The sequence below is a fragment of the Roseomonas aeriglobus genome, from assembly GCA_016937575.1.
GTDB classification, from domain to species: Bacteria; Pseudomonadota; Alphaproteobacteria; order Sphingomonadales; family Sphingomonadaceae; genus Sphingomonas; species Sphingomonas aerigloba.
In genome coordinates this window covers 2,067,034-2,078,606 of record JAFHKN010000002.1, presented here as the reverse complement: position 1 = coordinate 2,078,606, position 11,573 = coordinate 2,067,034, and the positions used below count along the sequence as shown (strand labels likewise).

The window sequence follows — 11,573 nt, the reverse complement described above, 5'->3', positions numbered from 1 at the left end:
CCGACGCGCTATCGCGCGCCACCTCTCCTTGCAGGGGGATAGAGGCTAGCGCGGCGTTGCAGGCAGTAGGGCCGTCACGGTCGTCCCTTCGCCCACCGCACTGTCGATCCGCAGGCGTCCGCGGTGCCGCTCGACGATGTGCTTGACGATCGCCAGGCCAAGCCCGGTGCCGCCGATCGCGCGGCTGCGCCCCGGATCGACGCGGTAGAAACGCTCGGTCAGGCGCGGCAGATGTTCGGGGGCGATGCCGTCGCCCTGGTCGGACACCGCGACGCGGACCATCGCGTCCCCCTCCGGCGCGATCGTGATCGTCACCGGCGTGCCGGCACGGCCGTATTTCATCGCATTGCCCGCGAGGTTGTGGAGCAATTGCGACAGCTGCACCCGATCGCCGAGCACGCTGGCGGGCTCGGTCACGTCGAGCGCCAGGTCGGCACCGCGGGGGTTGCCGTTCGCCGACAGCTCCCGGCAGACGTCGCGACCGAGTTCGGCCAGATCGACCGGCGTTTCGGGAATGCGGAACTTCTCCGCCTCGATCCGGCTGAGGCTCATCAGGTCGCCGACCAGCCGCTCCATCCGTCGCGCCTCGTCGTCCATCACGCTCAGGAAGCGCTCGCGGATGGCGGGCTCGTCGCCCGCCCCTTCGCGCAAGGTTTCGATGAAGCCGAGCAGCGAGGCGAGCGGGGTGCGCAGTTCGTGGCTGGCGTTGGCAACGAAATCGACACGGATGCGGTCGGCGGCGGCGCTGGCGGTGCGATCGGATAGGTGAATCAGCCGGTGGTCGGCAGCGGTCTTGACCCGCATCGCCCAATGCTGGTCGCGCGCGCCGAGACCCACCAGCTCGACCATCCCGTCGTCGGGCGTGATCTGTAGCAGGCGTTCGGCGGCGGCCGGGTGGCGGATGGCCAGGCGAACGTCCTCGCCCGCGATGTGATCGCCCAGCAGCGCGCGTGCCGCGCGGTTGGCGCGTACGACGCGCGTCCCGGCGATGACGACGACCGGGTCGTCGAGCGCGTCGAGCAGGGCGTCGGCATCGGGTCCGTCGCTTTTCCGATCGTCGATGGGCGGGCGATACGTTGGCGCCGGCGCGCTGGCCGCGACCAGTACCGCGGCGATGCCGAAGACCAGCATGATCCCGGCCGCGGACGCATCGCGCGTGACGACGGCCATCGCAGCCGTGGCGACCACGACCAACGCCATCGCAAGCAGCATCGGCAAGCGGCGCCCCATCCCCATATGCTCGTGCCTAGCCGAGATGGGACACCATGGCCAAGGGGCCGCTTGCGCACACTTTACGATTGTGAAAGGCGTATGCGTGCAGAAAGGCCGACCATGAGCGATGACAGCGACATCACCGGCGGCACCACCCGCCGCCGCGCCCTGCAATTGGGCGCGATCGGCGCATCCGCGGTCGTGTCGATCCGTCCGGCGCTCGCGCAGGCCGCAGGCTCGGTCCTGACGTGCGAGATCCCGGTGCCGGATCCCGCGCGAGCGGGGAAATATATCGCCGCCGACGGCTCGCTGGTCGATCCGGGCACGCCCGGCGCCTTTCCGCCCGCAAGCGGCGCGTTCAAGGGCGAAGACGTGAAGCGCGCGATGTCCGGCGGGCAATTGCCGGGCACGAATTACGATCAGTCGAAGGCCTATACCAACTATATCCGCCGGCTGCAGTCGGGGCAAAGCGGCTTCACCTGCTTCGCATCGTTGCAGATGCCGCGGGGCTAGCGAAGGTCTTCGTTCGCCCCGAGCGGACAGGCCTCACCCCGTTCGCCCTGAGCTTGTCGACGGGCTGCCCTTCTTTCTCTGGGAAGAAAGTATAGTGCTTCGACAGGCTCAGCACGAACGGGATGTGAGCGAGCGCTTCATCGCCGCCGCACCGCATATGCTGCGGGTCGCCCCGCTCGACACGCTGACCGCCATCTATCACCGCGCGTCGGGCATCACCCATCTCGTCGACAGCCCGGTGCCGGAACTCCTCGCAGCGCTGACCGAGCCGCGCACGCTCGACGATTTGCTGGCTTTTCTCGCGACGGAATATGAGCTGATCGACGCCGACCCCGTCGCGTTGCGCGAACGGCTGGCCGAGCTCGACGCCGTTGGGCTGGTATCGCGCCTGTGAAGCACGTCCACCATGTCCAGATCGGCCCGGCGTCGTTCCGCATCGGCAGCGACTGGCGTGCCCCCATCGCCCAGATCGCCGATCTGTACCGCGATTATCCCGCACCGATCGACGGCGTATGCGACTACACCGTCCGCCTGTTTGCCGCGCGGCCGTGGCGGCGGTGGGTGCGGCCGGCGATTACGCTGGGCGGTGACTTCACGTTGCCCGATGCCGTGCCAATGCCGCTCGATTGGGGCGTGCTTGCGGCCGAAATGGCGATGAACCTCCAGCTGGCCCTGGGGGAGCGACGCTATCTGCTGCTCCACGCCTCTGCCGTCGAGCGGGAGGGGCGCGCGCTGCTGATGACCGGACTGTCGGGGGCGGGCAAGTCGACGCTCGCCGCCTTGCTGGCGACGCGCGGGTGGCGGCTGATGGGGGACGAATTCGCGCTCGTCGATCCGGCCACGGGCCTTGCACACGCGTTCCCGCGGCTGGTCAGCCTGAAGAACGAGAGCGTCGGCGTGATGGCGCAGGCGGTGCCGGACGCGCGGTTCGGGCCGTTGCTGACCGGGACGCCGAAGGGCGACCTGCGCCACCTCGTCCCCGACCTGCCGGCCATCGTCCGGATGGCGGAGCCGGCGCGGCCGGCGCTGGTGCTATATCCACGCTTCGGCTTTGCGGCCGCCGAGCGGACGGTGCCGCCGTCCGAGGGGTTCGTCCGGCTGACGCAAGCGTCGACCAACTACACCGCGCTGGGAGAGCGGGGGTTCGATGCCCTGATTCGCTTGGTGCGCGACGTGCCGGCCCTGGCCATCGACTATCCTGATACCGACGCCGCGCTGGCGCAGGTCGAGCGGCTGTGGGCGGCGCTGTGAGAGACGCGATATCCCTCGTCCATGCGTTGCGCGACCCGGCGAGCAGCGCGACGTTGGACGGAGCGGGCTGGACGCAGCTCATCGCCTCGGCACGCGCCGAGCAGCTGGCGGGCACTTTGGCCGATCGCGTGCGCGGCGTTGTCAAACCCCGTCACGCCGATCACCTGCTGGATGCGGCCTATGCCTCGGCAGAGCAGGGACGGGTGCAGGCGCTGTGGGAGGCGGAGATGGCGCGTCGCGCGCTGGCGCCGCTCGGGCTGCCGGTCGTCCTGTTGAAGGGCACCGCCTATGTCGCCGCGGGGCTTGCCGCGGGGCGGGGGCGCTCGATCGGCGACCTCGACATCCTGGTCCCGCGCGACCGGATCGACGAGGTCGAACGCGCGCTGCTCGCCGCCGGGTGGGAATGGGTGAAGCCGGACCCCTACGACGATGCCTATTACCGGCAGTGGATGCACGAGCTGCCTCCGCTGATCCACCGCGAGCGGGACCGAATGATCGACGTGCACCACACGGTGTTGCCCCTGACCGCACGAATCACGCCGGACGCGGGGGCGATGCTCAGCGATGCGGTGGGCTTGCGCGACGGGCTGGCGGTGCTGTCGGGCGACGACATGATCTGCCATTCGGCGGCGCATCTGTTCGCGGACGGCGATCTGGCGGGCGGCTTGCGGAACCTGTGGGACTTGCACTGCCTGTTCGCGGAGGTCGCAACGCCGGCGCTGTGGGAGCGGGCGCGGATGCACGGGCTGGAGGTTGCGGTCGCGAGGGCGTGGCGGTTGGCGGGGGCGTTGTACGCCCCAACCCGTGCTCCCGCGCAGGCGGGAGCCCAGAGCCGCAGGCGAACGGCCCGTAACCCTGGACTCCCGCCTGCGCGGGAGCACGGACACATGCCTGACCGCCTCTACCGCCGCCGCCTGCTGGCCCGCGACGGTTGGGGCCGCGCGACCCGGCCCGTCACCCGCTTTGCCTTCTTCGTCCGCTCGCACTGGCTGCGCATGCCGCCCGCGATGCTCGCGCGGCACCTGTTCACGAAGTGGCGCAAAGGCCATCGAGCGTCGGGATGAGCGAGGCATAATCGTCAATCACCGCATCAGCGCCCATCGCCTCGACGGGGCCGAGCAGAAAGCCGAACGACACCGCGATCGCCGGGATGCCGGCGGCCTGCGCGGCCTGCATGTCATAGATCGAATCCCCGACGAACGCCGCCCGCCCGTCGCCCAGCCGCTCGATCATCGCGCGGATCGGGGCGGGGGCAGGCTTGGCGTTGCCGGACCCCAGCGTGTCGCCGCCGATGATGCAGGCGAAACGGTCGGCCAGGCGAAGGTCGGCCAGCAGACGCGTCGCGAAACTCTCGAACTTGTTGGTGACGACCGCCAGGCGGACGCCGCGCTTGGCCAGTGCGTCCAGAGCGTCCACCGCGCCGGGAAACGGGCGGCTGTGGACCGACAGATTATCGCCATAAAAGGCAAGCAGCGCCTTGTAATAGCTGCGGAAGTCCTCCGCGCTGCAGCCGCCCGTCGCTTCGAGCGCCTGCGCCAGCATATGCTTGGCGCCGCCGCCGATCATACCCTTCACCTGCTCCTGCACCAGCGGCGCGCGACCCGCTGTGCCAAGTGCGTGATTGACTGCGGCGGTCAGGTCGCCGCTGGTGTCGACCAGGGTTCCGTCCAGGTCGAAGCCGACGATGTCGAAGAATGGCGCGCGCATGACCAAAGCTTAATCCGCCCCGCTATGGAATTGGCAAGGCTTTCGTGGCAGGGCCGCGCGCATGACGACGCGTCCTCTGGCCGCCATCGTCCTGGCCGCGGGCCAGGGCACGCGGATGAAATCCGACCTGCACAAGGTGCTCCACCCGATCGCGGGCCGCCCGATGCTCGGGCATCTGCTGGCGAGCGTCGGTGCGCTCGATCCTGCCCGGACGATGGTCGTCGTCGGCGCGCGGCGCGAGCAGGTCGAGGCCTTTGCCACTCCGCTCGGTGCCGAGATCGTCGAACAGCGCGAGCAGCTGGGGACCGGCCATGCCGTGCAACAGGCCGAGGCGGCGCTGGGCGGGTTCGCCGGCGACGTGCTGATTCTCTACGGGGACGTGCCGCTGGTCCGTGCCGACACGATGCGCGCGATGGTCACGCGGCTGCACGGTGAGGATACGCCGGCCGCGGTCGTGCTCGGCTTCCGCCCCGCCGATCCGGGTGCCTATGGCCGCGTCATCGCCGATGCCGATGGCCGTATCGTCAAGATGGTCGAATTCAAGGACGCGTCGCCGGACGAACGCGCGGTCGACCTGTGCAATTCGGGTCTGATGGCGGTCCGCGGCGAAGACCTGTTCGCGCTGCTCGCCCGCGTCGGCAACGCAAACGCGGCCGGCGAATATTATCTGCCCGACATCGTCATGCTGGCGGCCGAGGATGGCCGGCACTCGGCCGTTATCGAAACCGCGGCGACCGAAGTTACGGGCGTCAACAGCCGCGGCGAACTGGCCGCTTTGGAGGCGCAGTGGCAGGCGGCGCGGCGCACGCAGGCGATGGTCGACGGCGCCACGCTGATCGCGCCCGAGACCGTGTGGTTCGCGCATGACACGGTCATCGGCCGCGACGTGACGATCGAACCGAATGTCGTCTTCGGCCCTGACGTGAGCGTCGCGGACGGCGCAACGATCCGCGCGTTCAGCCACCTCGAAGGTGCGACCGTCGGCGCCCGCGCCGACGTCGGCCCCTATGCCCGCCTGCGCCCCGGCGCGGTTCTGGGTGAAAAGGCGAAGGTCGGCAATTTCGTCGAGGTGAAGAAGGCAACGCTCGGCAAGGGCGCCAAGGCCAATCACCTGAGCTACATCGGCGATGCCGACGTCGGCGCGGGCGCGAACATCGGCGCGGGCACGATCACCTGCAACTACGACGGGTTCCTGAAATATCGCACGTCGATCGGGGAAGGGGCGTTCATCGGCTCCAACTCCGCGCTGGTCGCGCCGGTCAGCATCGGTGCGGGCGCGATCGTCGGGGCCGGATCGACCGTCACGCAGGACGTCGCCGCCGACGCGCTGGCTCTCGCCCGTGCAGCGCAGACCGCCAAGCCAGGCTGGGCCGCGAAATTCCGCCAGATCATGACTGTTCGAAAGGCTGCGAAATGAACCCGCGGCATGAAGGCAAGCCGCTGCTGCGGTTGCTCGACGGCTATGTGATGGACGCGATCGGCCATCTCGATCCGGTCGAGGCGTCGGCGCTCCAGGCGATGGAGCCGCAACTGCGCCGCGAGTGGGGCGGGACCGGCGACTGGCGTGCCCTGTGCGCCGCGCAGATGCGCTTTCCCGACGGCATGGCCGGCGCGATCCGCGAGGTCTGGGAAAAAGGGCGGGCCAGGTTCCTGGCCAGCGAAGGCTATGAACCCAGCGCCGAGCAGTTCACCCGCTCGTTCGTCGACAGCAAATTTCCACGATAATTCGGCTTGATAGGGGCTCGGCGGCGACATGCCCGGGCCGAGGAGAAGACTGACATGTGCGGCATCGTAGGTATCCTGGGCACCAGCCCTGTCGCCGAACGTCTGTTCGAGGGACTAAAGCGCCTCGAATATCGCGGCTATGACTCGGCGGGGATCGCGACGCTGGTCGATGGCAAGATCGACCGCCGCCGCGCCGAGGGTAAGCTTGCCAATCTGGCGGCGCGGTTGGCCAGCGACCCGTTGCCCGGCACGATCGGCATCGCCCACACCCGCTGGGCGACGCACGGTGCGCCGACCGAGGACAATGCCCATCCGCACATCGTCGGCGAGGTGACGGTCGTCCACAATGGCATCATCGAGAACTTCAAGCCGCTGCGCGACGAGCTGATCGCCGAGGGGCGCGAGTTCAAGTCGCAGACCGATACCGAAGTCGTCGCGCACTTGATCGATCGCGAGCTGAAGGCGGGCAAGGCCCCGCGCGATGCGGTTGCCGCCGTCCTGCCGCGCCTGCACGGTGCCTTCGCGCTGGCGGCGATGTTCGCCGGCGAACCCGACCTGCTGATCGCCGCGCGCCTCGGTGCGCCGCTGACGGTCGGTTATGGCGATGGCGAGAACTACCTCGGCTCGGATGCGCACGCGCTTGCCGGGCTGACGCAGCGGATCGCCTATCTCGACGAAGGCGACTGGGCGGTACTGACGCGCGCGAGCATCGAGATCTTCGATCGCGACAACCAGCCGGTCACGCGCCAGATCGTCGCATCGGGCGTATCGCCCGCCGCGATCGAAAAGGGCAACCACGCCCACTTCATGCTCAAGGAGATCTACGAGCAGCCGGTCGTCGTTGCCCAGACGCTTCAGAGCTACATCCGCCCTGTCGAGCAGATGGTCGCGATGCCGCAGATGGATTTCGACCTGGGCGCGATCGAACGCGTCGTCATCATCGCCTGCGGCACCGCAAGCTATGTGGGCATGATCGGCAAATATTGGATCGAACGGTTCGCTCGGCTGCCGGTTGAGGTCGATGTCGCGTCCGAATATCGCTACCGCGACCCCGTGCTGCCGCCGAACACCTTGGGCGTCGTCGTCAGCCAGTCGGGCGAAACCGCCGATACGCTGGCGGCCCTGCGCCACATGAAGGCGAACGGGGTCACGACCGCGGGCATCATCAACGTGCCGACCAGTTCGATGGCGCGCGAGGTCGACCTGCTCCTCTCGACGCACGCCGGGCCGGAGATCGGCGTCGCGTCGACCAAGGCCTTCACCTGCCAGCTGGCCGTCATGGCCGCGCTCAGCGTCAATCTGGCACGCGCCAAGGGGCGGCTCGACGCTGAGCAGGAACAGGCGATCGTCCGCGACCTGATCGCGGCGCCCGAGGCGATCAACGCCGCGCTCGCCCATGACGACGAGATCAAGGCGATGGCCGGCGCGATCGCCGGTGCACGCGACGTGCTCTACCTCGGGCGCGGACCGGATTACCCGCTGGCGCTGGAGGGAGCGCTGAAGCTGAAGGAAATCAGCTACATCCACGCCGAGGGCTATGCCTCGGGCGAGATGAAGCACGGGCCGATCGCGCTGATCGACGACTCCGTGCCGCTGATCGTGCTCGCGCCGTCGGGCCCGTTGTTCGACAAGACCGTCAGCAACATGCAGGAGGCGCAGGCGCGCGGGGCACAGGTCGTGCTGATCTCCGACGCCGCCGGCATCGCCCAGGCCGGCGAGAACACGATCGCGACGATCGAGATGCCGCAGGTCCACCCGCTGATCGCACCCATCGTCTATGCGGTGCCGGTCCAGCTGCTCGCCTATCACGTGGCGGTCGCCAAGGGCACCGATGTCGACCAGCCACGCAATCTGGCGAAGTCGGTGACGGTCGAATAGCCTGATCTAGTTCGCCAAACGGCTGCCGCCCTGATCGGCGGTGGCCGCCAGGCGGCTCCTGGCGCGGCCGAGAACCGCTACGCCGGACTCGCTGCGCCCGGCGATGACCGCGGCGGATGCGGTGACGGACCCGATATACTGGCCGCTGTCGCGCAGCCGCAGACGGCGCGCGGCCATGGCGTCGAGTGCGTCGCGTACCTGCTCGCGCACGACCGCGATCGCGGTGTCGAGCACGACGATCAGAAATTCGTTTCCGCTCCACCGGATCAGTTCCTGGTCCGGGAAGGCCTGGCGCAATGTGGTCACCAGCGCGGTGAGCACGTTGTTACCGACCGATTGGCCATAGCGATCGTTGATCGCAATCAGGTCGTCGAGCTGGAAGAGCACCAGCGCGAAACCGCGGTCGAGGTCCGCCAGCTGCGCCAGCATCGCCTCCGCCCCGCGTCGGGTCAGCGCGTCGGTCATGACGTCTATCACGGGATCGGCGAGGCGATCGGACGCCTCGTCACTGTCGTCGGCGTCCCTGTCGGGCGGCGTCAATCGATCGCGCAAGGACGAGATGTCGTCGCGCATGGTGGCGAGGTCGCGCCCGGCCTGGTTCAGGCGGTCGGAAAAGGCGCTCGCCCCGTCCGCCCAGCGGTCGCGATCGGCGGCGAAGGCGTCGACGTCGCGGCCGAGCGCGGTCGTCAGGTTGCGCGCGCCGTTCGTCAGCGAGCTCAGCTGTGCGCTGTGTTCCGACACCGCCTGTTCGCGCGCGCCGAGTGTCGCGGCGGCTTCGTCGCCGCCGTGTCGCGCGACCAGGATCGCGACCTGTTCGGCGGTCAGCCTCAGGCCGCCATCGGTGAGCGCGGCGATCTGTCGCGCGAGCGGCCCGTCCGGCTCCGTCTGATAGTGCAACGCCAAAGCGTAATGGGCCGGGGACGGCGCGATCTGATGGGATTCCAGAAAGGCGAGTGCCGCCCGGGCATTCTCAAAAGCCGCTTTCATGCCGTTGTCCAGATTGCGCTACCGGGACGGCTGATCGTTGATACCGGCAGTCGCCGCAAGGGCTACGTCGCGCCGTTCCAGGTGATGCGGATCCATGTTATTCGGTTTGTTGCAAGAGTGCGGCGAGATCGGCCTTCCAGAAGCTTGCGGCCGTATGCGTGCCGTGACCGCGGGTCGTTTCGTCCTCCGGGATCATTCGAAAAGTCGCCCGCTTCATCCGCTTTACCGCCTCCGCCGGAAAGGGCAGGCCACGGGGGTTGATGAAGTCGTCGGCGGAATTGATCCACCTGACCGGCGCGGTGATCGCCTCCAGCCTGCCCCAGGGGTCGTAATCGCGCGAGGCGTCGAGTTGGTAGATAAGGTCGTTGGCATCGCGGGTCGCGATATCCTTCGCCAGCCGGTCGCGGACGTAGGCCGTGGCAGCGTCACGGGTGGGATAGGTCTTTTGCAGCGCCAATGGGGCTGACCCGGCGACGATCAAAAGCGAACTCGCCGTGCGCAGGCCCTGGATGGGCTGGGCGATGTAGTTGCCGTCCGCCCACGCCGGATCGGCCTTCACGGCGTCGATCGCCATCTGCCGCCACATGCGGTTCAGCCCGGCGATCTGCACCGGCTCGCACGCCATCGGCATCAGGGCGCGGGCGGCGTCCGGATAGGTTTCCCCCCAGACAAAGGCGTGCATGCACCCCATCGACGTGCCGAAGATCAGCCGCAGTTGCCTCACGCCCAACGCCTCGGTCACCAGCCGGTGCTGGAGCGCGACCATGTCGGTGTAGCCATACTCCGGAAACGTCGCCCGCATCCCGTCCGATGGCTTGGAGGAGGCGCCGTGGCCGATATTGTCGGGCAGGATGATCCAGTATCGTGTGATGTCGAGCGGTTGGCCGGGCCCGTAGAGGTCGTCGGCGAAGACCGGGTTCAGGAACTGTTTCCCCGTCCCCCCGGTACCGTGGAGGATCAGCACGGCGTTATCGATTTCGCCCGCGGCGTTGCGGTGCGGCGACCCGAGCGTCGTATAGTGGAGCCGGACGTTCATCGTCGCGCCGCCGATGAAGCGGTGGGCCTTGGCCACATACTCCGCTTCCCGTGTCGGCCAGACCTTAACCGGGGCCGGCGTCTTGGGGGCGGGGGAGGGCTGGTTGGGCGCCGTCGCCTGAAGCAGCAACGCGATAAGCGTGGTCAACATGGGCGCAGGCTGGCACCTATTTCGCAACCAAGCAATTGTTTGCGGCAGCCGGCGAATGCGTGGCTAGATAGGCGCGACCATGGCCCGCCTGACCCATCTCGACGCGCTCGAAGCCGAATCGATTCACATCCTGCGCGAAGTCGTCGCCGAGGCTGAACGCCCGGTGATGCTCTATTCGATCGGCAAGGATTCCGCTGTCATGCTGCATCTGGCGCGCAAGGCGTTCTACCCCGCGCCGCCGCCGTTCCCGCTGCTCCATGTCGACACGACATGGAAATTCCGCGCGATGTACGACCTGCGCGACCGCGCGGCGGCGGCCGCGGGGATGGAGTTGCTGGTCCACCGCAATCCGGAGGCCGAGGCGCGCGGGATCAACCCGTTCGACCACGGCAGCCTCCACACCGACCTGTGGAAGACCGAAGGGTTGAAGCAGGCGCTGACGCTCCACGGCTTCGACGCGGCGTTCGGCGGGGCGCGGCGCGACGAAGAGAAAAGCCGGGCAAAGGAGCGCGTGTTCAGCTTCCGCTCGGCCGCGCATCGTTGGGATCCGAAGGCGCAGCGGCCCGAGCTGTGGCGGCTGTACAATGCGCGCAAGGCCAAGGGCGAGAGCATCCGCGTCTTTCCGATCAGCAACTGGACCGAGCTCGACATCTGGCAATATATTCTGCGCGAGGGGATCGAGATCGTGCCGCTCTATTTCGCCGCGCCGCGCCCGACCGTGGAGCGCGACGGGATGCTGCTGATGGTCGACGACGACCGCTTCCGCTTGGGCGAGGGCGAAGTGCCCGTGGAGCGCTCGATCCGCTTTCGCACGCTCGGCTGTTACCCGCTGACCGGCGCGGTCGAGAGCGAAGCGACGACGCTGGCGCAGGTGATCCAGGAAATGCTGTTGACGACCACGTCCGAGCGGCAGGGGCGGGCGATCGACCACGATCAGGCGGCCAGCATGGAGAAGAAGAAGGCGGAGGGGTATTTCTGATGGCTTCTCCTGACTTTGATTTCGTCATCCCCGCGCAGGCGGGGATAAGTTCTGGCTGGCTCATCGAGCCCTTCCTTGACTTGCGCCAATTTACCCCCGCCTGCGCGGGGGTGACGAAACCCGGAAGAGGGGCGG

At 68.2% G+C, this 11,573-nt stretch carries 12 protein-coding genes; 8 read left to right on the top strand and 4 right to left on the bottom strand.

Annotated features, from left to right (window positions below):
• Positions 1–45: 45 nt before the first annotated feature.
• Complete coding sequence (locus tag JW805_10400; GenBank protein MBN2972426.1) at positions 46–1,218, bottom strand: PAS domain-containing protein; 1,173 nt, start codon at positions 1,216–1,218, stop codon at positions 46–48.
• Between the two features lie 114 nt (positions 1,219–1,332).
• Here JW805_10400 and JW805_10395 point away from each other — a divergent pair, with 114 nt between their 5' ends.
• The 4 genes from JW805_10395 (at position 1,333) to JW805_10380 (ending at position 4,040) form a co-directional block, all read left to right on the top strand.
• On the top strand, positions 1,333–1,725 hold the full coding sequence (locus JW805_10395) for a hypothetical protein (protein ID MBN2972425.1): 393 nt from the start codon (positions 1,333–1,335) through the stop codon (positions 1,723–1,725).
• 124 nt (positions 1,726–1,849) lie between these two features.
• Positions 1,850–2,119, top strand: coding sequence for an HPr-rel-A system PqqD family peptide chaperone (locus JW805_10390; GenBank protein ID MBN2972424.1), 270 nt, complete (start codon positions 1,850–1,852; stop codon positions 2,117–2,119).
• Positions 2,116–2,976, top strand: coding sequence for an HprK-related kinase A (locus JW805_10385; protein ID MBN2972423.1), 861 nt, complete (start codon positions 2,116–2,118; stop codon positions 2,974–2,976). Before JW805_10390 ends, JW805_10385 begins: the two co-directional genes overlap by 4 nt.
• Positions 2,973–4,040 (top strand): nucleotidyltransferase family protein, encoded by a 1,068-nt coding sequence (locus JW805_10380; protein MBN2972422.1) that lies wholly within the window; start codon positions 2,973–2,975, stop codon positions 4,038–4,040. Before JW805_10385 ends, JW805_10380 begins: the two co-directional genes overlap by 4 nt.
• On the opposite strand, the gene JW805_10375 is transcribed toward JW805_10380, so the two are convergent.
• Positions 4,003–4,683, bottom strand: coding sequence for an HAD-IA family hydrolase (locus JW805_10375; protein ID MBN2972421.1), 681 nt, complete (start codon positions 4,681–4,683; stop codon positions 4,003–4,005). The genes JW805_10380 and JW805_10375 overlap by 38 nt on opposite strands.
• A gap of 61 nt (positions 4,684–4,744) precedes the next feature.
• Between JW805_10375 and glmU the strand changes: the two genes are divergently transcribed.
• The 3 genes from glmU to glmS are packed head-to-tail and all read left to right on the top strand — an operon-like array spanning position 4,745 to position 8,286.
• The gene (gene glmU, locus JW805_10370) at positions 4,745–6,100 is read left to right on the top strand and encodes a bifunctional UDP-N-acetylglucosamine diphosphorylase/glucosamine-1-phosphate N-acetyltransferase GlmU (GenBank protein MBN2972420.1); all 1,356 of its coding nucleotides are present in this window, start codon (positions 4,745–4,747) and stop codon (positions 6,098–6,100) included.
• On the top strand, positions 6,097–6,408 hold the full coding sequence (locus tag JW805_10365) for a hypothetical protein (GenBank protein MBN2972419.1): 312 nt from the start codon (positions 6,097–6,099) through the stop codon (positions 6,406–6,408). Before glmU ends, JW805_10365 begins: the two co-directional genes overlap by 4 nt.
• Before the next feature lie 54 nt (positions 6,409–6,462).
• Entirely contained in the window at positions 6,463–8,286 is a 1,824-nt protein-coding gene (glmS, locus tag JW805_10360; protein ID MBN2972418.1) for a glutamine--fructose-6-phosphate transaminase (isomerizing), read from the top strand.
• Between the two features lie 6 nt (positions 8,287–8,292).
• Here glmS and JW805_10355 read toward each other — a convergent pair whose 3' ends face one another.
• The gene (locus tag JW805_10355) at positions 8,293–9,273 is read right to left on the bottom strand and encodes a diguanylate cyclase (protein ID MBN2972417.1); all 981 of its coding nucleotides are present in this window, start codon (positions 9,271–9,273) and stop codon (positions 8,293–8,295) included.
• Positions 9,274–9,370: 97 nt separating this feature from the next.
• On the bottom strand, positions 9,371–10,459 hold the full coding sequence (locus tag JW805_10350) for an alpha/beta fold hydrolase (protein ID MBN2972416.1): 1,089 nt from the start codon (positions 10,457–10,459) through the stop codon (positions 9,371–9,373).
• Positions 10,460–10,538: 79 nt separating this feature from the next.
• Between JW805_10350 and cysD the strand changes: the two genes are divergently transcribed.
• Positions 10,539–11,438 (top strand): sulfate adenylyltransferase subunit CysD, encoded by a 900-nt coding sequence (gene cysD / locus JW805_10345; protein ID MBN2972415.1) that lies wholly within the window; start codon positions 10,539–10,541, stop codon positions 11,436–11,438.
• Positions 11,439–11,573 lie beyond the last annotated feature (135 nt).

What these genes read in the sequence shown, in the direction of transcription:
- JW805_10395 (MBN2972425.1), top strand. Translation starts at nt 1,333, where the DNA reads ATGAGCGATGACAGCGACATCACCGGCGGCACCACCCGCCGCCGCGCC.
- JW805_10375 (MBN2972421.1), bottom strand. Translation starts at nt 4,683, where the DNA reads ATGCGCGCGCCATTCTTCGACATCGTCGGCTTCGACCTGGACGGAACC.
- glmU (MBN2972420.1), top strand. Translation starts at nt 4,745, where the DNA reads ATGACGACGCGTCCTCTGGCCGCCATCGTCCTGGCCGCGGGCCAGGGC.
- JW805_10365 (MBN2972419.1), top strand. Translation starts at nt 6,097, where the DNA reads ATGAACCCGCGGCATGAAGGCAAGCCGCTGCTGCGGTTGCTCGACGGC.
- glmS (MBN2972418.1), top strand. Translation starts at nt 6,463, where the DNA reads ATGTGCGGCATCGTAGGTATCCTGGGCACCAGCCCTGTCGCCGAACGT.
- JW805_10355 (MBN2972417.1), bottom strand. Translation starts at nt 9,273, where the DNA reads ATGAAAGCGGCTTTTGAGAATGCCCGGGCGGCACTCGCCTTTCTGGAA.
- JW805_10350 (MBN2972416.1), bottom strand. Translation starts at nt 10,459, where the DNA reads ATGTTGACCACGCTTATCGCGTTGCTGCTTCAGGCGACGGCGCCCAAC.
- cysD (MBN2972415.1), top strand. Translation starts at nt 10,539, where the DNA reads ATGGCCCGCCTGACCCATCTCGACGCGCTCGAAGCCGAATCGATTCAC.